Origin of the sequence: Mucilaginibacter galii (assembly GCF_014635825.1) — a bacterium.
GTDB lineage: Bacteria > Bacteroidota > Bacteroidia > Sphingobacteriales > Sphingobacteriaceae > Mucilaginibacter > Mucilaginibacter galii.
Genome location: NZ_BMDO01000007.1, coordinates 234,759 through 257,506 on the forward strand (window position 1 = coordinate 234,759; position 22,748 = coordinate 257,506).

General features: G+C 41.1%; 18 protein-coding genes. 10 read left to right on the forward strand and 8 right to left on the reverse strand.

Annotation, left to right across the window (positions count from 1 at the left end):
- The first annotated feature begins 7 nt into the window (after positions 1 to 7).
- From IEV61_RS13980 to msrB, 3 genes are all read left to right on the forward strand, one after another.
- Entirely contained in the window at positions 8 to 3,259 is a 3,252-nt protein-coding gene (locus IEV61_RS13980; protein ID WP_308472332.1) for a basic secretory protein-like protein, read from the forward strand.
- Between the two features lie 89 nt (positions 3,260 to 3,348).
- The gene (locus tag IEV61_RS13985) at positions 3,349 to 3,972 is read left to right on the forward strand and encodes a fasciclin domain-containing protein (protein ID WP_188417643.1); all 624 of its coding nucleotides are present in this window, start codon (positions 3,349 to 3,351) and stop codon (positions 3,970 to 3,972) included.
- Positions 3,973 to 4,022: 50 nt separating this feature from the next.
- On the forward strand, positions 4,023 to 4,502 hold the full coding sequence (msrB, locus tag IEV61_RS13990; RefSeq protein ID WP_188417644.1) for a peptide-methionine (R)-S-oxide reductase MsrB: 480 nt from the start codon (positions 4,023 to 4,025) through the stop codon (positions 4,500 to 4,502).
- On the opposite strand, the gene IEV61_RS13995 is transcribed toward msrB, so the two are convergent.
- Complete coding sequence (locus IEV61_RS13995; protein WP_188417645.1) at positions 4,489 to 4,845, reverse strand: GIY-YIG nuclease family protein; 357 nt, start codon at positions 4,843 to 4,845, stop codon at positions 4,489 to 4,491. The genes msrB and IEV61_RS13995 overlap by 14 nt on opposite strands.
- A gap of 84 nt (positions 4,846 to 4,929) precedes the next feature.
- Between IEV61_RS13995 and IEV61_RS14000 the strand changes: the two genes are divergently transcribed.
- From IEV61_RS14000 to bioD, 4 genes are all read left to right on the forward strand, one after another.
- Positions 4,930 to 5,703: an XRE family transcriptional regulator gene (locus IEV61_RS14000; protein WP_188417646.1), complete on the forward strand. Its 774-nt coding sequence runs from the start codon at positions 4,930 to 4,932 to the stop codon at positions 5,701 to 5,703.
- A gap of 64 nt (positions 5,704 to 5,767) precedes the next feature.
- Entirely contained in the window at positions 5,768 to 6,154 is a 387-nt protein-coding gene (locus IEV61_RS14005; protein WP_188417647.1) for a DUF4890 domain-containing protein, read from the forward strand.
- Positions 6,155 to 6,210: 56 nt separating this feature from the next.
- Positions 6,211 to 7,329, forward strand: coding sequence for an aminotransferase class I/II-fold pyridoxal phosphate-dependent enzyme (locus IEV61_RS14010; protein ID WP_188417648.1), 1,119 nt, complete (start codon positions 6,211 to 6,213; stop codon positions 7,327 to 7,329).
- On the forward strand, positions 7,319 to 7,948 hold the full coding sequence (bioD, locus tag IEV61_RS14015; protein WP_188417649.1) for a dethiobiotin synthase: 630 nt from the start codon (positions 7,319 to 7,321) through the stop codon (positions 7,946 to 7,948). The genes IEV61_RS14010 and bioD overlap by 11 nt, the downstream gene beginning before the upstream one ends.
- A gap of 54 nt (positions 7,949 to 8,002) precedes the next feature.
- Here the strand turns inward: bioD and IEV61_RS14020 are convergent, their stop codons facing one another.
- From IEV61_RS14020 to argS, 3 genes are all read right to left on the reverse strand, one after another.
- The gene (locus IEV61_RS14020) at positions 8,003 to 9,454 is read right to left on the reverse strand and encodes a RagB/SusD family nutrient uptake outer membrane protein (RefSeq protein WP_188417650.1); all 1,452 of its coding nucleotides are present in this window, start codon (positions 9,452 to 9,454) and stop codon (positions 8,003 to 8,005) included.
- A 21-nt stretch (positions 9,455 to 9,475) separates the two neighbouring features.
- A complete protein-coding gene (locus IEV61_RS14025) occupies positions 9,476 to 12,508 on the reverse strand; it encodes a SusC/RagA family TonB-linked outer membrane protein (protein WP_188417651.1) in 3,033 nt (1,010 codons plus the stop codon).
- Between the two features lie 277 nt (positions 12,509 to 12,785).
- Positions 12,786 to 14,549, reverse strand: coding sequence for an arginine--tRNA ligase (gene argS, locus IEV61_RS14030; RefSeq protein WP_188417652.1), 1,764 nt, complete (start codon positions 14,547 to 14,549; stop codon positions 12,786 to 12,788).
- A 79-nt stretch (positions 14,550 to 14,628) separates the two neighbouring features.
- Between argS and IEV61_RS14035 the strand changes: the two genes are divergently transcribed.
- Entirely contained in the window at positions 14,629 to 16,080 is a 1,452-nt protein-coding gene (locus tag IEV61_RS14035) for an arginine deiminase family protein (protein ID WP_188417653.1), read from the forward strand.
- Between the two features lie 155 nt (positions 16,081 to 16,235).
- On the forward strand, positions 16,236 to 17,162 hold the full coding sequence (gene ctlX / locus IEV61_RS14040; RefSeq protein ID WP_188417654.1) for a citrulline utilization hydrolase CtlX: 927 nt from the start codon (positions 16,236 to 16,238) through the stop codon (positions 17,160 to 17,162).
- A gap of 42 nt (positions 17,163 to 17,204) precedes the next feature.
- Here ctlX and IEV61_RS14045 read toward each other — a convergent pair whose 3' ends face one another.
- Positions 17,205 to 18,479, reverse strand: coding sequence for a glycosyltransferase (locus IEV61_RS14045; protein ID WP_188417655.1), 1,275 nt, complete (start codon positions 18,477 to 18,479; stop codon positions 17,205 to 17,207).
- 44 nt (positions 18,480 to 18,523) lie between these two features.
- Positions 18,524 to 19,168, reverse strand: coding sequence for a flavin reductase family protein (locus tag IEV61_RS14050; protein WP_188417656.1), 645 nt, complete (start codon positions 19,166 to 19,168; stop codon positions 18,524 to 18,526).
- A gap of 343 nt (positions 19,169 to 19,511) precedes the next feature.
- Between IEV61_RS14050 and IEV61_RS14055 the strand changes: the two genes are divergently transcribed.
- Positions 19,512 to 20,387, forward strand: coding sequence for a right-handed parallel beta-helix repeat-containing protein (locus tag IEV61_RS14055; RefSeq protein ID WP_188417657.1), 876 nt, complete (start codon positions 19,512 to 19,514; stop codon positions 20,385 to 20,387).
- A 272-nt stretch (positions 20,388 to 20,659) separates the two neighbouring features.
- On the opposite strand, the gene IEV61_RS14060 is transcribed toward IEV61_RS14055, so the two are convergent.
- Both IEV61_RS14060 and IEV61_RS14065 read right to left on the reverse strand, forming a co-directional pair.
- Positions 20,660 to 22,132, reverse strand: a complete 1,473-nt coding sequence (locus tag IEV61_RS14060; RefSeq protein WP_188417658.1) for a glutamate synthase subunit beta — start codon at positions 22,130 to 22,132, stop codon at positions 20,660 to 20,662.
- Positions 22,133 to 22,189: 57 nt separating this feature from the next.
- On the reverse strand, positions 22,190 to 22,747 hold the full coding sequence (locus IEV61_RS14065) for a hypothetical protein (protein WP_188417659.1): 558 nt from the start codon (positions 22,745 to 22,747) through the stop codon (positions 22,190 to 22,192).
- Between the last annotated feature and the right edge of the window lies 1 nt (position 22,748).

The window sequence follows — 22,748 nt, forward strand, 5'->3', positions numbered from 1 at the left end:
AATTAATATGAGTAAATTTTACTTCACGCTAAGTAAAGTCCAAAAGCTTTTGGTGTTGCTGGCTATTGTGATGAGCGCGTGCTTATTTTCACAATCGGCTAAGGCACAGTATTTCGGGCAAAACAAGGTGCGTTATAAAAACTTGAAGTTTAAGGTTTACAAAACCCCGCACTTTGAGATCTACTACTACATGAAGAACGATAGCCTCCTCAAGCGTTTTGCACAGGAGAGTGAGTTGTGGTATACGTTGCACCAACAAGTTTTCAGGGATACTTTTAAGCGCCCCAACCCTATCATTTTATATGCCGATCACCCCGATTTTCAACAAACTACCGCCATTGACGGCGAAATTAGTGTAGGTACCGGTGGTGTTACCGAAGGTTTGAAAAACCGTGTGGTAATGCCCATTATGGAAACCAACCAAACCACCCGACATGTTTTGGGGCATGAGTTGGTGCATGCTTTTCAATACCATACCTTGCTGGAAAGCGATACAACCAGCCTGGGCAACCTCAATAATTTACCACTGTGGATGATTGAAGGGATGGCCGAGTATCTTTCTCTGGGTAAGAAAGACGCCTACACGGCCATGTGGATGCGGGATGCCTATTTGAATAAAGACATCCCCAGCATACGCGACCTAACCGAAAGCAGCAAATACTTCCCCTACCGTTATGGTGAGGCTTTTTGGTCATACTTAGGGTCTACCTATGGTGATACCATTATTGTTCCCTTCTTCAAAAATACGGCTCGTTTTGGGTTGGAGTATGGTATAAGGCGCACCTTTGGTTATGACGATAAAACATTATCCAACCTATGGAAGAATTCTATTGTAAATACCTACAAGCCGTACTTACAAGACACAGCTCAGATTCCCGTTGGTAAACGCGTAATTGATAATAAGAACTCCGGCGAAATGAACGTGGCCCCGGCCATTAGTCCCGATGGTAAGTACCTCGCCTTCCTGTCTGAAAAAGACCTTTTTTCCATTGACCTGTTTTTAGCCGATGCCCAAACGGGGCGAATTATAAGGCGGCTCACGAGCAAGACCTCCAATACGCACATTGATGAATTTAACTTTATAGAATCGGCCGGCGCATGGTCGCCAGATGGGAAGAAGTTCGCCTTTAGTATTTTTAGCGGTGGGCGTAACCGTATGCTGGTGGTATCGGTGCCAAGTGGCAGGGTGCTGAATAATATTGCTATGGGCAAGGCCGAGCAATTTGGTAATTTAACGTGGTCGCCCGATGGCAATATGGTAGCTTTCCAGGCCCTTAACAACGGTAACAGCGACCTGTACTTATATAACTTTGCCACCAAAGAAGTAAAGCAGTTAACCAACGATAAGTATTCAGATTACCAGCCAAGCTTCTCCCGCGATGGTAAGACCATTGTTTTTACCAGCGACCGCACCACATACGATGCCTCAACCTCGCAAACCATTACCTTTAACTTGGCCGAGTATGACTTGGCCACAGGCAAGGTAACCGATATTAAAGTATTTGACGGGGCTAACAACATGAACCCGCAATATTCGGCAGATAATAAGCAAATTTATTTCCTGTCTAACAAAGATGGTTTCCGCAATATGTACCGGTATAATAAAGCTAACGGCACTGTTGAACAAATGACGGAACTGTTTACCGGTATATCGGGCATTACGGAGTTCTCTCCTGCCCTGAGCGTATCGGCTAATGACGATATTGTTTACTCCTACTATCGCTCTCAAAAGTATGCGCTGTACAACGCTAAGGCATCGGAGTTTAAACCAAAAACCGTAAGCAGTACCGAAACTAACTTTGATGCGGCTATGCTGCCACCACCCCGTGCAGTTGGGGTAGATCTCATCAACTCTAACCTAAACAACTTTTTATCTTACCAGCGTATAGCCACCGATTCTATCCGCGGCATTCCGTACCGTCCGCAGTTCAAGCTCGATTACCTGGCTAGCAGCGGCGTTGGATTGGGTGTAGGTATTGGTGCAGGAAGTTATGGTGCAGGTATATCAAGCGGTGTGCAGGGCGTATTTAGCGATATTTTAGGCCGCAATCAAATTTACGCCGGTGCATCGTTAAACGGCGAGATATACGATTTTGGAGCACAGGCTTTTTATATTAAGCAAGATGGCCGCTGGAACTTTGGTGCAGGCTTATCTCATATTCCTTATCAATTTGCAAATTATAACGTAGTACCTAATAACTATGATGTTACGGTAACCAACCCCACCACCAAACAGCAAACCACCAAAACTGTAACCGGTTTAGAAGAGCGCTACGATATTATCCGTGTGTTTCAGGATCAGGCGACTGCCTTTACTTCTTATCCATTTTCGCGTACCACCCGTGCCGAACTTGGTGGTGGTATATCGCATAGTTCGTACCTCGTAACACGTTACAGTACTTATTATGACACCTTGGGGCTTCAACGAAGTAACGTTGAACGTAACCGTATCTCAAACAGCGATTACAATAAAGACCCCAACCGTATAGCCAACCTGCAGCCCTTTACCCTACTTCAAGTGAGCGCGGCTTTAGTGGGCGACAATTCTTACTTCGGTATTGCCTCTCCGCTGAGTGGCTTCAGGTACAGGTTACAGGCCGAATATGATTTTGGCTCTTACACATTTTTCTCCCCTACCGTAGACCTGAGAAAGTATGTACGTTTAAAGCCGGTTACCCTGGCTGGTAGGTTTAATATGTTTGGCCGTTTTGGTAAAAACGTAGATAACAATGCACTTTATCCCTATTTTATTGGTTATCCATTCCTCATCCGCGGTTATGAAAGTCAGAGCTTTTATAATAATACCAGTACAGCGGCAGGTAATGGATTTACGATAGATCAGCTTTCAGGGTCACGGGTTGCTGTGGCTAATTTTGAGGTGCGCATACCGTTTACAGGTCCCGAAAAATTATCGGCCATTCCATCAAAGTTTTTGTTTACCGAGCTCAACTTCTTTTTCGATGCCGGTTTAGCCTGGAACAAAGGCAGCCAGATCAAATTTCAGCGGGCACCCGATCTTGTGGGTTATACCCCACTGATAAACCCTAATACCAATAAGCCCGTGCTCGACCCCGATGGTAAGCCTGTTCTTGATGCAGTTTATAACAACAATCAGCGTGTCCCTGCACTAAGCGTAGGGGTATCAGTTAGGGTAAATTTATTTGGTGCTCTTATTTTGGAGCCTTATTATGCTTTTCCATTTAACCGCACCGATGTTAAAAAACCGGTATTTGGCTTAAACTTTACACCGGGTTGGTAAATGAACTACCCCCATAAAAAAAGCGGCATAAGCCGCTTTTTTTATGGATTGCAAACACCTTTATATATTAAAGGTTATAGTAATTAGCTATGAAAAACATATTTTCCATTTTCCTCGTGTTAGCCTGTTTCACTGTAGCAAAAGCACAAAACGTAACTCCTCCTCGGGGTTCGTCATTTCAGGATTCTGTGCGGTCAGAAAACTCTGACGGCGGCAAGGTGATTTTGGTGAATGGCGAAGCCATGAACACGGCTAAAGACTTTATCGAAAATTTAACTTCATCTAAAACGCATACTATTTTCCTGGCTTCATTACGGGCGGCAAGTTTAGTGGGCACATTTAAAAGCCGTGGCCCTCTGACCGTATTCGTACCATCAGATACGGCGTTTACCCAAAAGCTCGGCAAAAAACTTGATACCCTGACTAAGCCAGCCCATAAGTACGAGCTCATCAACTTGTTAAGCTATCACGCCGTACCCGGAAACTATACCGCAAAAGAGTTGAACAAGCTTATCAAAGACGGCAAAGGAGAAGCCGCATTGCTCACGCTATCGGGCAGTAAACTCATAGCCCGCATTGACGAAAACCGCAACATCGTTTTATACGACGAAAACGGGGGAAAAAGCGTTGTAAGCCAGTTTGATATTAAGCAAAGCAACGGAACTATGCATTATACTACACAGGTTCTTATTCCAAAAGACAGGGCATTGTAAGTCTTTGGCCTGCCAAAAACTATAACAGTTTATTTTTCGTTCATTAAGGTATGAAAAACCTGATGATTATTATGTGTGCAGCATTGTTGAGCTGCATGCTAAGCTGCGAAAATAGTAACGGACAAAATAAACAAGCCAAAAGCACGTTAAGCAAGCCCGCAGCCGAATGGAAAAAAACATTGACCGCCAATCAATACCACATTATGGTGGAAAAAGGCACTGAACCTCCCTTCCATAACGCGTATTATAACAATCATGAAAAAGGAGTATATGTGAGCGCTGCCACCGGCGAGGTCTTATTTACTTCCGACGATAAATTTGAAAGTGGCACCGGCTGGCCAAGTTTTACCAAACCGGTTAGCAACAGTAAAGTTACCGTTATCAAAGATGCCGATGGTGAGCGTATGGAAGTTGTTGAAAAAAGCACAGGTTTGCACCTGGGCCATGTTTTTGACGACGGACCCGAAGACCGCGGCGGTAAAAGATTTTGCATGAACTCAGGCGCCCTGAAGTTTGTTAAAAAACAATAGAACGCTTAGCCGTTCCTAAAGACGGACGCAGATATGGCCTAACACGCATATTGTTTTCCGCTTTTAAACCAATGGTCAGATCTATCCAGTCCGGATTAACAGATCTGATCATTTTTTCTTTTTGGGCCCTGGTGAATGTGCTCATCGTTTTGAAGCGCTCCATGGCCTGCTCTTCGGTATTCATCTCCTCAAAATACACCAGTCGGTTTAATTGCTGCGCTTTGTCAAAAAACAACGTAGGCATATCGCAATAAAACTGAAGCGTTTTTATCATATCAGTACAAAGACCAACGTGCAGATTTGTACGGTTTCTGTCGGTTATGATATAGATATAGTGTTTCATTTGATAATAAATTTTGCTAAATGAAATTATGTTACTAACTTTATGAGCATAAATTTACTAACAAATTTAGTAATTCCAAATTTTATGTCAATTATTTCAACAAATATTAAATTCCTTAGAAAGAAGAAAGGTCTTACACAACAGCAGTTTGCTGATGAAATAGGCATTAAACGCTCTTTAGTGGGTGCTTATGAAGAAGACCGTGCCGATCCAAAATACGATCTGCTAAAAAAGATAGCATTGTATTTTGAAATCAGCGTTGATGATTTTATTAATGAAACCATCAACGAAAAATGGGCACCTAAACCTAAGGGAAATCCGGCCAACTTACGGGTGCTGAGTATCACTGTTGATAAAGAAGACAACGAAAATATTGAAATGGTGCCGGTAAAGGCCAGTGCCGGCTATTTGAACGGATATGCCGACCCTGAATACGTAGCACAACTACCTAAATTCTACCTGCCCATGTTTAAGCAGGGTACTTTCCGGGCCTTCGAAATTAAAGGCGACTCCATGCTGCCCCTACAATCGGGTACTGTTATTATAGGTGAGTATGTGGAGAATTGGGCCGATGTTAAAGCAGGCGATACTTATGTAATATTATCGAAAACAGAGGGTGTAGTGTACAAGCGTGTAGGTAACAAATATCGCGACAATAAGAAATTGAAATTGCTTTCTGATAATACAGCTTACGAACCGTACGAAGTGAGCGGCGAAGATATTTTGGAGATCTGGAAAGCCAAGGCATATTTATCTACCCAGTTGCCAACACCAATGCCTGAACCAAGTATCGAGAACCTGACCAGCATGATGTCCGAGATGCAGAAATCGATCTCCAAGTTGCAAAGCAACAATTAAGTTACATGTTGGTTATTAAACCATTACCAAATATCTTTATCAAAAACTAAACAAACTTAGAAGTATGAAAAAGATCTTAATGTTATGCTGTTTCGTTTTAGGAATCAGCGCAGTTAGCTTTGCCCAAGGTGGCGGCAGACAAAGAATGACTCCTGAAGAACAAGCTAAGGGCCTTCAAACACAGTTGAAACTTACGGATGATCAAACATCAAAAATTACTGCTATTTATCAAACGCAAGCCAAATCAATGGACAGCCTAAGAACTGCCAGCAACGGCGACAGACAAGCTATGATGAGCGCTTATCGCCCAATTATGGAAGCTAATAACGCTAAAGTTAAAGCCTTGCTTACAGCTGAGCAAAAAGAAGCTTTTGACAAAATGCAAGCTGAAAGAATGAACAGAATGCGCCAGGGTGGCGGCGGCGGTAACCCTCCACCATCACAAAAATAATTTATAAAAGAAGCGGCGATGAGCCGCTTTTTTTATTTTAGCACAAATTTTTAAAGTTGACCGCGCAAGAATATTTACAACAAAAGCTACAATCAAGGCAACAATTAAATGCCTATCGGCAATTACAGCCCGAAAATGGACTGGTTGACTTTTGTTCTAATGATTATCTCGGCTTTTCAAGATCACCGCTACTAAAAGCGCTTATCAGCGAAGAGATAAGCAATCACCCCTCAGCTCTAAATGGTTCAACAGGTTCCAGGCTCTTAGCCGGTAACACCCGTTACGCAGAAGAACTGGAACATAACATAGCCACTTACCATCATGCGCAAGCGGGTTTACTCTTTAATTCTGGATACGATGCTAACCTGGGCTTACTATCATCTGTACCACAGCGTGGCGATACCGTTATACACGATGAACTGGCTCATGCGTCCATCATTGATGGTATTAGACTAAGCCACGCCAAACGCTACAGTTTTAAGCATAACAATTTAGATGACCTGGAGCAGAAATTGAAGAATGCGCAAGGTTTATGTTATGTGGTTATAGAAAGTGTTTATTCCATGGATGGCGACCTTGCCCCACTGATATCTATTGTTAACCTGGTAAACAGCTACAACGCCGCCTTAATTGTAGACGAAGCGCACGCATTTGGCGTATTTGGTAAAGGATTAATCAATCATCTTAATTTAGAAGACAAAGTATTTGCAAGGGTGATAACCTTTGGGAAAGCCTTAGGTTGCCATGGTGCCATTGTGTTGGGCAGCGATGAGCTCCGCCAATATCTCATTAACTTTGCCCGCTCGTTCATTTACACTACGGCTGCTCCCTTCCACAACTTAGCGGCTGTTAAAATGGCTTATCAGTTATTAGAAAAATCGTCACCTGTAGTCAACACACTCAAGTTTAATATTGAGCTCTACAATAATTTAATGGGCGATGCTGAGGCACTATTGAACACCGGGGCCATTCAAACCTTGACGATTGGCGGCAACGAGGCAACAAAAGCAATAGCAGTGCATTTAAAGAATCATGGATATGATGTACGCCCCATCTTAAGCCCTACTGTACCCACCGGCACAGAAAGGTTAAGAATTTGTTTGCATGCGTATAATACAACAGAAGAAATTGCCGGACTTGCCGGCCACATAAAAAATTCTATCAATGGCAAATAAACCACCTTTGTTTGTAACCGGTATAGGCACCGATGTGGGTAAAACCGTAGTGTCGGCCATATTAGTTGAAAAGCTCAAAGCCGACTATTGGAAGCCCATTCAATCGGGCGATTTAGATAACACTGATACCATGAAGGTGCAAGCCCTCATCTCCAATCCAATCTCTAAGTTCCAACCCGAAGCCTATCGGTTAACACAGCCCTTTTCACCACATAAGTCGGCAGACCTGGACGGCATCGCCATTGATCTGAATCAAATAATGCTACCTCAGACAGATAACCAACTTATTATAGAAGGCGCAGGCGGACTCATGGTACCCCTAAATAACCAGCATTTTATTATTGACCTCATTCAAAAATTTGATGCCGAAGTTGTACTGGTTGTTAAACACTATTTAGGCAGCATAAACCACACCCTCCTATCACTCGAACTTTTGAAACAAAAAAAGATCAAAGTGAGAGCTTTGATCTTTAATGGGGATAGTGATGAATATGCGGAAAGTGCAATAATATCACACTCTTCTGAAATAAGCACATGTCGTATTAAACGGTCTTTGAAGGAGGTTGATAAAGCCTTTATATTAAATGAGAATTTAAACAATAATACCTTTAGGATATAAATAAAACACCCGATATCATTACTGACGTCGGGTGTTTTGTTAGCAAAATGATGATTAATAACCTGGATTCTGCTTTAAGTTTTTATTAAAATTGAGCTCAGTCTGCTCGTAAGGAAGATTAAATTTAAAATCCCCAGCGGCTAAAGTAGTAAATAGCGGTGCAGTTCCGGTTCCATCGGCTTTATCACCTTTATTAGCACGTTGAACTGGTAAATTCAACCGTTTTAAATCCCAGAACCGATCACCTTCAAACGCTAACTCCAACCTCCTTTGCAGTAAAATTTCATTTAAAAGTGCAGTTCCAGATAAAGCATTATCCGTCGCAGCCACGTATCCCGTGTAGCGGTTGGATTTTAGCAAAACTAAATCGGCAACAGCCCCTGCAACGTTGTTGCTTCTATAATAAGCTTCTGCTCTACTCAAAAGAACTTCAGCAGTTCTCAAAACTTTCGCATCAACTACCCCAACAGGTGTTCCTGGTCTACCAGCATATTTTATAACATGGTTATAATTAACTGCAGAGTATGGACTCGTCTGAATATAGATAGTCTTTCTGATATCATTGTTAGCAAACAACTGGTAAAAGTTATAATCTACATTATATTCAGATTTAATTCCCTGACTAACTGTTTGATAATAATTTACACCTTGAGCATTTAAGTTGTCCAAGTTTGTATTTTTTACTTTAAATAATACACCTGCATCTGTTGCATCAGTCCAAATGCTACCAAACGTTGTAAGCGAGCCTACGTTAGGTGTTGTACCTAATGCACGATTAGCAGCTGCAATACAATTTGAATAATCACCTTTATACAAGTAAACCCTAGATAATAAGCCGGCAACTGCAGCTTTATTCAAGCGACTAACAGTGTTGCTTGCAGAGATAGAATTATTAGCATTTATTAAAGTTTCTGCTTGCGTAAGGTCAGCAATAACTTTGTCATAAAAACCTTTTACTGGTTCATTAGCTGGTGTAATGGTTGCATCAGTTGTAGTTACGTAGGGAACAGTAAAATCAGCATCACTTGCGTTTAGATAAGTTTTACTGTATACCCTGCTCATATCAAAGTATACCAATGCCCTTACAGCAAGAGCCTCACCTTTTGCGTTATTTTTGAAAGTTCCATTGGGAAATTTCTCTATATTCTCTAATATAGCATTCGCACGCCTTATAATGCTATATCCGCTACCAAATAATCCATAAGTGTTTGTGGCTGAGTAACGATACTCATAATAGGGATTTTTTAAACTTTGTCTGCCTAGAGTGTTAAGTACAAGATTGTCAGACAAAACGTCACCTAAAATATTCCAAATCCCGTTAACAAAATAGGAAGTCGAAGTGCGCAAACCATTATACATGCCATTTATATCAAATGTAACGTCAGTTTCGCTCCTAAATGCTTGCTCAGTAGCAACTTGATTATAAGGATATAAATTTAATTTTTCCTTACTGCAACCGGCTATTAGTATAGCACTTAGCGCAGCTGTATATATTCTTTTGTTCATAAAAATTTACTTTTTTCAATATTAAAATCTAACATCAATACCAAAAGTGTAACCTTTAATTGGCGGGTAACCGTACAGGTTAAAGGTTCCAGGATAGTCTGTACGTTCGTTATTAGAATCACCAACCTCTGGTAAACCTTTAAATTTCGTCCATACTGCCAAGTTAGTACCTTGAGCAAATACTCTAATACTCTTAACTTTTAAACGATTGGTAAGTTTGTTATTTAATGTATAACCTAAGGTAACATCTCTTAAAGTTACATAATCTCCTTTCTCAAGATACTGATCGGAATCATGTACTGTAGCTTGAGTAGGGTCTAATGGATTAGGATAAAGAACTACGTCACCGGGTTTTTTCCAATAATTAGAAGCCTCAGTAAACTGATTAGATTGGATTGAACTTCCGTTAGAAGTAGCGTCTTGCAAGATTTGGTTGTAAATGTAATTACCACCGGAATAGTACAGTCTAGCAGAGAAATCTATTCCTTTGTAAAATAAATTAGTTCCAACCGTTCCATAGTATTTTACATTTGGCGATTTACCATTTAATAACACCTCTTGACCACTTGGGTAAGTTTCGGTTTCGCTACCATCACGGTTATAATAAACAGCTTTACCATTAGCAGGATTCACTCCTTTATAGCGTGTTAAATAAAACGTTCCTATAGGCTGTCCTACAACAAGTTGACCAAAACCAGCGGATGAAGCTAAACTTGCATTATCTACATAAAGTTCAGAAATTTCATTGTCATTGTGTGTATAATTCAACGTTACATCCCATCTAAAATCTTTCTTGCGAATTACGTTACCTGTAACTGCAAATTCTACACCGTAATTTCTAACTGCGCCTATGTTACCTGTGTATGAAGAAAAACCAGTTGTTTGTGAAACCTGAACCTGATATAACAAGTTCTTATTGTTACGCGAGTAATAATCTATCTCACCAGTTATGCGACCGTCAAGAAAACCGTAAGTTAGGCCAATGTCTTTAGCATAGGTTGTCTCCCAAGTAAGGTTTGGATTTGCCAACCTTGCCGGTACAGCAGCGGTTTGATCATTGTATCTTCCAGTTAATGAATAAGTACCCAAAGCTTCATAATTGCCTATGTTGTTGTTACCGGAAGTTCCGTATGAACCTCGTAACTTCAAGTCAGTCACCCATTCAGGCAAAGTAAAAAACTTCTCTTGTCTTAGGTCCCAACCCGCACCAACGGCATAAAAGTTCGCAAATCTAACATTGGCACCAAAACGTGATGAACCATCACGACGTCCACTTAAATTAATTGAATACCTTTTGTCGAAATCATACTGTACTCGTCCGAAGTAAGATATCAAAGCAAACTCATTTATAGACGTAGTTGCAGCTGTAGGAGTTGCAGCGTTTTCTAAAGTAGTATAGTCTTTAGATGGAAAACCTCTTCCGGTTGCGCTGAGGGAATAAAGGTTGCTTTTATTATATTCCGTTCCAGCTAATATGTTAATATTATGTTTATCAGCTATAGTTTGTAACCAATTAGCTGTGTTCGTAAATGTATAGAAAAAATCTTGTTGAATCTGGTCTTGCTTTTGGTTATAGCCCAATATGCTAGCTAAGTTTGAACCAGGTTGTAAATAAGATTGATATTTCAATGTGTTATAGTTAATACCATACTGACTTCTCAATAATAAGTGTTTGAAAAAACGAGCTTCTCCAAAGAAAGTTCCGAATTGATTTAATCTGTCGTAAGAAACAGGGTTGTTAACGGCTCCTTCTAAAGGTGAAAAGCCGTTAGACAATGTGGTATTGTAACTACCATCTGCATTGTAAACCTGCTCGTAAGGGTTAAAGAAAAACAATGCACCATACGAATTTTGTGAATTATATGCCTCACGCACTCGATTATCATGGGTCTGGGTAACACCAATGTTTGTACCTAATTTAAACCAGTCTTTTATTTGATATTCGACATTTAACCTACCACCTTTTCTTTTAAATGTTGAAAATCTTTCAACACCTGGATAGTCACTGATGTTACCTGATAAATAATATTTAATCTTATCTGCACCACCAGATAATGCTAACTCATGAGTTTTTGTAGTCGCATTTTGCAATAAATAATCTCTCCAATCGCCGGCACCTCTGCTTATAGCTAAATTCCATAAGTCAGTACGTTGAGTAGGTGTCAAAGTTGTAATATCAGTACCAGCTGGATATCCCCTATTTGTAATCATAGTATCTATCGTACCATTAGTAAAGCCCAATTCATACTCGTATTGCAATTTCTCTTGGGCATTCATCAAGCTAACATTTTTGAGCTTCTGTGCTTGAGTTTTACCATACTGAAATGAATACCTTACTGTTGGAGCCCCAGGACGACCTTGCTTTGTATTTACAACTAATACACCGTTACCAGCACGAGAACCGTAGATAGCAGTGGCATCAGCGTCTTTTAATACAACAACGTTTTCAATATCATTAGGATTTAATCCATTATAAGCAGTGGTGGAAACTTGAACACCGTCAACAATTATTAATGGTTCTGATGACGCTGTGATCGATCCAGTACCGCGAATTCTAATGTAAGCGTTAGCACCTGGTCTACCGCTTGACCCTGTAACCTGCAATCCTGGAGCAGTACCTTGTAAAAGTTGAGTAAATGAAGCAATTGGTTTTTGCTCGACTTCCTTACTTCCAACTATTGATACAGCACCTGGCAAATCTTTTCTTTGCAGTGATTGATAACCAGCTGATACTACAACTTCATTTAGTGATCTTACATCAGACCTTAATGACACTGTCACATTATCAGTTCCCGAAATAGATACTTCTTGAGTGACAAAACCTACATAATTAATAACTAATGTAGTTGCACCTGTAGGAACATTCAGTGTAAAATTCCCGTTTGGATCGGTTTGCGTTCCGCTGGTAGATCCTTTAACGACCACACTAACACCAGGTAAAGGCTGCCCGTCATCGGCGCCAGTCACTTTACCCGTAATCTTTCTGCCTTGCGCAAATGTGTTTGATACAACACATATACTCAAAGCCAGAAGAATAAGTAGAATTTTCTTCATTTGTAAATTGTTTGAGTTAATAAAATAGTTTTCTGGAGCGAAAATTATAAATTATAAATCTATTATCCTAGGTATTTGAAAAAAAATGTTGTTAATGATAAATATATGTTAACAATTAAGTTAAATATACTAATTAATGAACACAACCTTAATCTCGTAAGAGTTAAATTTGACATTACTGGCAAATGATAAGTATAGAAACTAAATTTCCTATCACTATAACACTTCAAGGTTGTAATTCACCAACTAATGACCTACATTATTCAAGCGTTTGTATTTACATACGTTCTGGAACTTCAATACCTAATAAAAGCATAGCTTTAGCAATAATTTTTGCCGTAGAGGCAGACAAATTCAACCTAAAAGCCTTCAATTCTTCATTTTCGGCTTGTAAAATTGATTTTTCGTGGTAAAATTTATTGTAAACCTTGGCCAGTTCGTAAACGTAGTTGGCAATAGCGGCGGGATTGAAATCTTTAGCTGCCTGATTAACTGTTTCGGGATATTGACTCATGGCAATGATGAGGTCGCGTTCTACGGAGTCGGGTTCGGTAATTGTTGAAACTACAGTGACCTCTCCTCCCCTGCTCATTACAGATTTGATCCGGGCATGGGTATATTGTATAAACGGACCGGTATGACCTTGAAAATCTACCGACTCGTTAGGATCGAATAACAGGCGTTTTTTAGGATCTACCTTTAATAAGAAGTATTTGAGTGCGCCCATACCTATTATATAATACAGGTGTTGTTTGTCTTCTTCAGCAAAATCGGCAGTTTTGCCGAGCGCTTCTGTTTGTTCTTTGGCAGTGGCTTCCATTTCGCTGATGAGGTCATCGGCATCAACAACGGTTCCTTCACGCGATTTCATTTTTCCGGAGGGAAGATCAACCATACCGTAAGACAAATGGTACAATCCCTTAGCCCAAGTCTTACCCAATTTTTGTAAAATCAGAAACAACACTTTAAAATGGTAATCCTGCTCGTTACCTACTACGTAGATGGACTCGTCCATGCCAAAGTTGTCATACTTCAATTGCGCAGTACCTAGATCTTGAGTGATGTACACGGAGGTACCATCGGCACGTAACACAAGCTTCTGGTCAAGTCCTTCGTCGGTGAGGTCTATCCAAACAGAACCATCTTCCTTTTTAAAGAATACACCTTTAGCCAGTCCTTCTTCAATAATATCTTTACCTAATAAGTAGGTATTCGATTCGTAGTAGTACTGATCAAAGTCGACACCCAGTTTTTTGTATGTTTTTGCAAAGCCATCGTAAACCCAGGTGTTCATGGTCTTCCAAAGATCAATTACTTCCTCATTGCCAGCTTCCCACTTTTGCAGCATTTGCTGGGCCTGCAATATTAGTGGTGCCGATTTTTTGGCTTCTTCTTCCGTTTTACCCGCCGCCTTTAATTCTTCAATCTGAACTTTATAAGCCTTATCAAACAACACGTAATATTTACCCACCAAGTGATCGCCTTTCATGCCCGAAGATTGTGGAGTTTCGCCATTGCCAAACAGTTGCCAGGCCAGCATCGATTTACAGATGTGTATGCCACGGTCATTAACCAAATTAGCCTTAATTACTTCATAACCTGCCGCCTTTAAGATCGCAGCAACCGAGTAGCCTAACAGGTTGTTACGCACATGGCCCAAATGCAATGGCTTATTAGTATTAGGCGATGAATACTCTACCATAACCTTTTTGCCGTTAGGCGCAGCTATACCAAAATCCTCTTTAACTACAGTCTCATTATAAACAGCTAACCAATAGCTATCAGCAATAGATACATTGAGAAACCCCTTGATAATGTTGAAACCCGAAACTTCTGCAACATTTTCTTGCAGGTAAGTACCAATTTCCTGGCCGGTTTGCTCGGGCGATTTACGGGAAAACTTGGTGTAAGGAAAAGTCACTATAGTTACCTGTCCTTCAAACTCCTTGCGGGTTTGCTGCAGGTTAACATCCTGAGGGGTAATTGTTGTGTTATATAATTGTTTAACAGCTTGTATAGTAGCAGTAGTAATAAAGTCCATCTTACAAAATTAAATAAAATGCCTTAACCTGCTGTCATTAATTGAATGGTTTAATAACTTTGAAAGCATCCTATTATATATGACTCTAAATTCTGACCAGTTAAAACTCAATGTATCCTCTGAAATTGGCACCCTTCGTGCCTTACTGATCCATAGTCCTGATAGCGGCCTCGGCAAAGTAGTGCCCTCCAAAGCGCAGGATTGGCTTTTTGAAGACATTGTGCATTTAGATACCATGCGCAAAAATGAGTATGATTACTATGTAAAGTTACTCCTCTATTTTTTAGATGCTGATAAAATTAAAGGCAGATTACACGAGATAGACGCTCCCGAAGCCGAACGCAACTTCTATAAGCCAGACCATGCTGATTTTTATGCATCTGACAAGGTTATAGAGATACAAACCCTACTTGCGCAAATATTGGAAGACCAGGGTATTCGTGAGAAATTAACCGCATCTGTTTGTGCCATAGAGAGTTGCAATTACCGTTTACAACAACAATTGAACAATACACACCCTGTTGAGTTAGCTAAAATATTTATATCGGGCTCTTTAGGAAAGGATCAGATGATCTTTGCCCCTATTCCCAACCTCATTTTTTCGCGCGATATTGGTATTACGATTAATAACCATATCCTCATAAACAAGCCGGCAAAAAAAGCCCGGTCACGCGAAACATTGCTGGCTAGGTACATACTGTTCAATCATCCTGCGTTTGCCAACTATCGTGATAATATCCTGGAAATTACAGAAAGCATACAGCATTTTTTACGCCCGGGCAAAGACCAGGACGATAAAACTACTTTGGAAGGTGGTGACGTAATGGTAGTTAGCAGTAATCATGTCATTATTGGCTGCAGCGAGCGTACGTCTTTAAGCGGAGCCCACGAGGCTATCAAATTACTGTTTGAGAACAAGGTTGTTGAGAAAGTAACCGTACTTAAAATTCCGCATAAACGGGATTATATGCACATAGACACCGTTTTTACCCAGGTAAAGCGTAATGTATGGGTTGTTTTAGGGTCATTGGCCAAGGCCGATACTTCGACCAAATCGGAGGCAAACCCGGTGAGTTGGTTCACCGATAAAAAGTCAAAAGATCGTACAGAAATCGTTCAATTTATTGCCGGGCAAGATCAACCTCGTATTTTTGATTGCATTGAAGATTTACTTAGTAACATAAGTATCAATGACTTACATAGTACCGACGAAACCAAATTCATCTATTCTGGCAATAATACTTTCCCGTTTGATGCACGCGAACAATGGACCGATTCGTGCAACCTGTTAGCACTTAAAGAAGGCGTAGTTTTAGGATATGACCGTAATGACAAAACCGTTGAGGCCTTTAAGCAAAGCGGTTTCAACGTAGTTAAAGTGGCCGAATTACTGCAGCAGTTTGAAGACGGACAAACTACACCGGAAGCCCTGCAAGACACTTTGATATTAATGCCATCTTCAGAATTATCGCGGGCCAGGGGCGGCTTTCATTGTATGAGTTTGCCGCTGTTGAGAGACGAAATTGTGTAATTCAATTCAAAAAAGTACGCTGTACTTCAGAATATTTCCAAAAAACTTCATAAAACCTCAAAAAAGTAGATTGCAAAATTAAGCCGTTAAAAAAGAGCAAACCTTTTTTAAAATACAACTATTTAAAGTTTGATGAAGAACTAAAAGACCAAGTGATGAGCCAAACCACATCCAACATATTAATGATCCGCCCGGCCAGTTTTGGCTTTAATGAGCAAACGGCAGAAAGTAATGCCTTCCAGAAAAACAACTCCAACCTAAAGTTGGTACAGGAAAAAGTTACTCAGGAATTTAATTCCTTTGCCGATCTGTTGAAAAGCAAGAGTTTGGATGTCACCGTAATTGATGACACAGCCGATCCGCAAAAACCTGATGCCATTTTCCCCAACAACTGGGTCTCGTTTCATGATAATGGTGATGTGATCCTCTACCCTATGCAGGCAGAAAACCGCCGTTGGGAACGCCGCGAAGATGTAGTGCGCAAACTGGAGCACCGTTTCAAAGTGAACCACATGATTGACCTGAGCCGCTTTGAACTCGAAAACAAATTTTTGGAAGGAACAGGCAGCATGGTGCTTGACCGGGAAAATAAGATAGCCTACGCCTGCCTGTCGCCCCGTACCAACGAGGAAGTATTAAACTCATTTTGCGACTACCTGCACTATACCCCGGTTACCTTTACAGCTACCGATGCGGCCCGGCAAGCCATTTACCATACCAACGTGATGATGTGCGTAGGAAGCAAATTTGCGGTTATTTGTTTGGATAGCATCCAAGACGAAACTGAAAAAGAAACCGTGATTGCTTCGCTGAATATGACCGGCAAGGAGATCGTAGGTATTACTCTTGAGCAAATGAACCACTTTGCCGGAAATATGCTTGAAGTGCAAAACACCGGGGGGGAAAGCCTATTAGTCATGTCTAAAAGCGCGCATCAATCATTAACAGCCGAACAAGTGGCTGTCCTGGAGAAGTATACCGAAATCGTTTCGGCCGACTTGACCACGATAGAAACCATCGGAGGCGGAAGCGCACGTTGTATGCTGGCCGAGGTGCACTTACCGCGGCAAGTGCAAGAATAGTGGTAAAAAAATTACTGGTGTTAACTCAATAGATTATTTCAGCTAATTAACAACAGTTTCAAAATATTGCCGGATGTAGCGTACTGTTGCACCTACTCCATCTTCGGCAGCTAATTTTTTGCTTACCAAAACTGCATTATTAGCTATTTCTGCATCATTATTTAAGTATTTAACAGCCTTAGATAAACTCTTCGGGGTCATTTTACGCCATGGTAAATGCAAACCAATACCTTTTTTAGAAATCAATTTTCCCCATATGGGTTGATCTACAAATAAGGAAACTACTATTGACGGCACACCGGCCGTAAGTGCAGCCGTTAACGTACCTATACCGCCATGTATAACCACTATTTTACACTTTGGAAATAACCATTGATGGTTAACCCCCGATACTATGAATAAATTAGGGTGTTTTGGAAGGTCGGGTATTTTTGACCAACCGGTACATAGTAAAACCCGTTCCTGGGTTGAATTTAGCAGATAAGTGATAGCCTGCATTAATTTCAAAGGGTCTGGCACCGGAATACTTCCAAAACCTATATATACTGGTTTAGCTCCTTGTGCTAACCACTTATTTAATTGATCTGATGCATTATCAAAAGTATTTTCTGATCGCTTGAGGCTATCCAACATTAAAAAGCCGGTTACAAGGTGGTGTTCTTCCCAATCTAAAGGTCGTTTAATTAATTCTTCACTAAAGGCATGTAAAACCGGGACCCTGGCATCCGCTATCCTTTTAAAAACCGAATGCTTGCTCAATGGCAAGCCTATTCTACGCCTAAATTCATTGATATCGCTTTTAGCAAAGTGCCACATTATTCGATAGAAAAGCTTGTAGGAAAGCTTATTAAGCCAAGCTAAATTAGGGAAAGGCATACCCGGTACAGGAAAAGCATTGGTTTCAATCACGGGTGGGTTCAACTGTAAAATAATCATTTTTAGGTTTAGCCTCTCAGCTGCAACACTAACCGTGGTAGCGCCTACATTGTTCGCCACAATGGCATCAACCAAGCTGCAGAAACCTATAATACTATCAAATAACTCCGAGCGCCTATTTGATAGGGAGTTGAAGAGAAACTTAATGAATGCCAAATTGTTACCCGACTTAATTATCTTTTCGCATTCGGGCGAATGCACAATCTCCTCGGCATTGCCAGCTACCGGGTAAAAAGAAATTTTAAAACTTTCTACAAAATCTTTAAAATTTTCAGGGGCTGCCAAGGTTACATTATAACCTTCGTCTGTAAGCCTTAATGCCAATGCAATGTAAGGTTGCACGTCTCCTCTTGAGCCATAAGTAAACAAGCCGATGTGCATAGATAATAGATATTAATTCGGTTGAAAGTTATATATCACCTTGACTATAGTTGAGTTGGTATTATCTGAACATTTTTACCCGGCTTGGCATAGGCAAGGCGTTCGAGCGGTTGTGTGGTATAATAACTGTCTAAACCAACTACAGTAACCGTGTCTGCTTGTGTATGATCTACAAAGCCGTCGCTACCTATCAACTGTTCATCTGCTAAAATATGGACGATCTCACCCACAACGATGGTTGTTCCGTTGGTAGCCATATCTATTATTTCGCGCAGCTTTAAGCCTATTTTAATGGTCGATTGCTTTACGAACGGCGCCTTAAAGCCGTCTATGTAATCGGCTTCAAACCCACACGCTTCAAACTCCGACACACCTGAAGGGTAAGTGGCGCTTGCCTGGTGAGCCTGTTTATAATAGTCGGTCACCACATTGTTCAGTGTATATACTCCCATTTGTTTAATGTTAACCAAGGTATTATTCTCCTCACGCTGCGGCCTTAATACTAATCCTAAAAGCGGAGGATTAGCTCCTAAATGAAATACCGAATTGACAAGGCATAAATTGGTAACGCCGGCTTCGCTTACCGTGCCCAGCAGCTGCAGGGGTTTATAACCGGGTATATTATTGATCAATGTGGTACGGAAACGCTTTTCCATATCCTGTATAGCTTTGCTGGTAAATTCTTTCATCTGTGGCAGTTTAACTTATAAAGTACAACACTAAACCCAAGTCTTGTTATGCTACCAATGTAATGCAAAGACGGGATACTTCGCATTAAAAACTTTGATCTTAATAAATCGGCGCGATAAGTTCAAATTGAAGGCCTAATCACCAAATCGAACTCCTTTAAATGCTCGCCTGTTTAACAAACATCTAACTTATTGCAGACCAAAATTTTAAACATAATACAGGTCAATCGTTCCCGGTAACGTTTGCCCAAATAATTATGGATTTACAACTGATTTATTCGATAGTTAAATTTAACTTGCTTAATAGATAACCAATTCAACCAATTTTCTAAAACCAATTATTATGAAAAAGCTGATACTAATTTTAGTAATAGGCGGAGCTTTGCTTAGTTGCAAAAAAAATGAAGAAGCCGCCAACACCAATCCTTTAGAACAAGATGTTGCCACCAAACAAACCCTGGCCAGCACAACAGTTACTACAGAAAGTGCCCTGAAAACCGCCATTGCCAATGCCAAGGGAGGCGATGTAATTACGGTAAGCGGCACTATTAAACTCACCAGCACGCTTCAATGCTTAAAAAGCGGCACCTCAAGTTCAAAGATCAACTTTACAGGTGGCACGCTCGATTGCTCGGGCATATCATCGGGCTGGGGCGTAAAAGTGAACGGCAGTTACTGGAACATTACCAATATGACCATTAAAAACGCTCCAGATTGCGGCATTGTATTTCAGCAAGGTGGCTTTAATTATGCATACAAGTTAATAACCAATAGCAACGGCGATTCGGGCTTGCAGGTTTATAACGGTGCACACGATAATAATATCAGCTATTGCCAGTCGGCCGAGAACTATGATACCGCCAATGGTGGCGAAAATGCCGACGGATTTGCCTGTAAACTATCGGCCGGAAAAAATAACAAGTTTGATCATTGCACGGCCAACCACAACTCTGATGATGGATGGGATTTATACGGACAACCTTACACCGTAACCATTACCAACTGCACAGCAACCAATAACGGTTATGGCGCCAGCGGCGATGGCAATGGCTTTAAATTAGGAAGTGCCGGCCAAACTATACCTCATACCGTTACCAATTGTGTTGCCAATTACAACAAGGGTTCGGGCTATGATGGCAATGGTAATACCGGCCACATTACCATTACCGGCAGCACCGGTACTGGTAATACCAAAGCATTATTTTCACGTATTTATTAATTAACTAATTAGGTTGGTTATCTGTAGCAGCCATGAGTTAACGCTCATGGCTGCTTTTTTTACTTGAAAAAATTTAAAAAAGCATGGAAATAAAAAAACACCACCCTGAATGGATGATGCTTCCTTGTTTTAAAGTAAGTTGACAGGCCAAAGGTTTGAAAGCTTTTTTGAATTTTTCAGAAAACTATTCTCAACCGCAAAACTACCTTTCTCTTCCCCTGCTTTCAGCCTTTGAACCTGTGCAACTATCTTAACTAAACTAAAACTATCTTTTAATACTCAAATGCGCTCACGGCGTCCTTGCTCTCGAGCATGGAGTGGCCCATTAAAAACTCATCTACCTTGCGGGCGGCTTCGCGGCCTTCACTAATGGCCCAAACCACCAGTGATTGGCCTCTGCGCATATCGCCGCAAGCAAATACCTTGCTTACATTGGTACGGTAAACACCTTCTTTAGCTTTAACGTTCTTGCGTTCGTCAAGCTCCAGTCCGCCTTGTTCAATCATACCTGTATGTTGCGGGTGCACAAAGCCCATAGCTAAAAACACCAGCTGACAAGGCAGTTCGCGCTCCGAACCGGGCACTTCCGCAAACTTGATGGGACGGTTCATCACATCCAGTTCCCAGCTTACATCGGTCACTTTAAGCGCGCGTAGGTTGCCGTTCTCATCACCTAAAAACTCTTTGGTGTTTACGCCCCAGTGGCGTTCACAACCTTCTTCGTGCGAACTGGTTGTTTTTAACAGCATGGGGTAGTTTGGCCATGGCATATGTGGTGTACGCTGTTGCGGCGGCTGCACCATTACCTCAAACTGACGCACCGAGTTAGCACCATGACGGTTGGATGTACCTACACAGTCAGAACCGGTATCGCCCCCTCCTATCACTACAACGTCCTTACCGGTAGCTAAAATATCCTCGGTATCGAAAGCGCTGTTGCCAACCCGTTTGTTTTGCTGTTTTAAAAAGTCCATGGCAAAATGAACCCCTTTAAATTCGCGGCCCGGTATGGGCAGATTACGTGGTATGGTTGAGCCACCGGCTAATACCACTGCATCGTTGTTGCGCTGCAGTTCTTCCAGGGTAATGTCTTTACCAATTTCGGTGTTGCATTTAAATACAATACCATCTTCTTCCATTACCTTTACGCGGCGGTCTATCACCCATTTTTCCAATTTAAAATCGGGGATGCCGTAGCGTAACAGTCCTCCCGGGCGGTCGTCGCGCTCGTAAACGGTTACGGCGTGGCCAGCCTTACTTAGCTGTGCCGCGGCTGCCATACCTGCTGGGCCCGAACCTATCACCGCTACTTTTTTACCGGTTTTGATGAACGGCGCACTTGGCTTAACCAGGTTTTTGGCATAAGCAATCTCAATGATATGCTTTTCAATTTCCTCAATAGCTACGGGCGGTTTGTTAATACCCAGCACACAGGCCGATTCGCAAGGTGCAGGACAAATACGGCCGGTAAACTCAGGGAAGTTATTCGTAGTTGATAAAATATCGTACGCTTCTTCCCAGCTATGGCGATACACTGCATCGTTAAACTCGGGTATTACGTTGCCCAGCGGGCAACCCGAGTGGCAAAACGGAATACCACAGTTCATGCAGCGGGCCGATTGTTCGTTAAGTTTTTCTTCGTTATATAAACCAACAAACTCGTTATAGTTCTTCACACGCTCCTCAGGCGCTTTTTTTGCGGGGAGCTCTCTGTTATATTCCTGAAATCCGGTAGGTTTTCCCATTTCTGTTATTATCCGTTAGTTATTAAAACTTCGTTTCAATAGTTTATTCACCTGAGATTACTTAGGCCAAATCTTCTTGCCATTAGGTAGAAAAACAATGGCATTTGACCGGGTAAAAAATGAATTTTTAAATTCTATAGTGGTTGTAAAATCCTCTAATTCAAGCATCAATTTCATTAACACTTGTTGTCGGTTTATTCCTTTATGAAAACTTACTGGCAATCTATAGTATAGGTTTTGGGGGGTGTATTCAATCTTTACGAAAGAATCATCGCCTTTAACATAAGTATTCACCCCAGTTAAACAAAGCGTATAATCATTTGTAGATTCAAATAAGTCAACGTTATACTTAGTAATCGCCTTTTTAGGTTTATTACTGTTACAGATATTTACCAGCCAATCATGTAACGTTTTAAATTGAGACGTTAAATTAAGTGGTGGCGGTCCTATATCATCTTCGGTAACCGTATCCTGCCCATATATCACTACAGTTTTCACAGCCTTATTTTTATGTTGTTGCCCTTGCGCCATAAATGGAAATATCATGAACAAAATAACAAACCATCCTGTATCCAACAGACCTAACTTGTAACCTTTTACCTTTTTTAAAATCACA

Coding starts and splice junctions, on each gene's coding strand:
- IEV61_RS14060 (WP_188417658.1), bottom strand. CDS start 22,132: ATGGGAAAACCTACCGGATTTCAGGAATATAACAGAGAGCTCCCCGCA.
- IEV61_RS14025 (WP_188417651.1), bottom strand. CDS start 12,508: ATGAAGAAAATTCTACTTATTCTTCTGGCTTTGAGTATATGTGTTGTA.
- IEV61_RS14035 (WP_188417653.1), top strand. CDS start 14,629: ATGACTCTAAATTCTGACCAGTTAAAACTCAATGTATCCTCTGAAATT.
- bioD (WP_188417649.1), top strand. CDS start 7,319: ATGGCAAATAAACCACCTTTGTTTGTAACCGGTATAGGCACCGATGTG.
- IEV61_RS14020 (WP_188417650.1), bottom strand. CDS start 9,454: ATGAACAAAAGAATATATACAGCTGCGCTAAGTGCTATACTAATAGCC.
- IEV61_RS14050 (WP_188417656.1), bottom strand. CDS start 19,168: ATGAAAGAATTTACCAGCAAAGCTATACAGGATATGGAAAAGCGTTTC.
- IEV61_RS13985 (WP_188417643.1), top strand. CDS start 3,349: ATGAAAAACATATTTTCCATTTTCCTCGTGTTAGCCTGTTTCACTGTA.
- IEV61_RS14045 (WP_188417655.1), bottom strand. CDS start 18,479: ATGCACATCGGCTTGTTTACTTATGGCTCAAGAGGAGACGTGCAACCT.
- argS (WP_188417652.1), bottom strand. CDS start 14,549: ATGGACTTTATTACTACTGCTACTATACAAGCTGTTAAACAATTATAT.
- ctlX (WP_188417654.1), top strand. CDS start 16,236: ATGAGCCAAACCACATCCAACATATTAATGATCCGCCCGGCCAGTTTT.
- IEV61_RS14000 (WP_188417646.1), top strand. CDS start 4,930: ATGTCAATTATTTCAACAAATATTAAATTCCTTAGAAAGAAGAAAGGT.
- IEV61_RS13980 (WP_308472332.1), top strand. CDS start 8: ATGAGTAAATTTTACTTCACGCTAAGTAAAGTCCAAAAGCTTTTGGTG.
- msrB (WP_188417644.1), top strand. CDS start 4,023: ATGAAAAACCTGATGATTATTATGTGTGCAGCATTGTTGAGCTGCATG.
- IEV61_RS14055 (WP_188417657.1), top strand. CDS start 19,512: ATGAAAAAGCTGATACTAATTTTAGTAATAGGCGGAGCTTTGCTTAGT.
- IEV61_RS13995 (WP_188417645.1), bottom strand. CDS start 4,845: ATGAAACACTATATCTATATCATAACCGACAGAAACCGTACAAATCTG.
- IEV61_RS14005 (WP_188417647.1), top strand. CDS start 5,768: ATGAAAAAGATCTTAATGTTATGCTGTTTCGTTTTAGGAATCAGCGCA.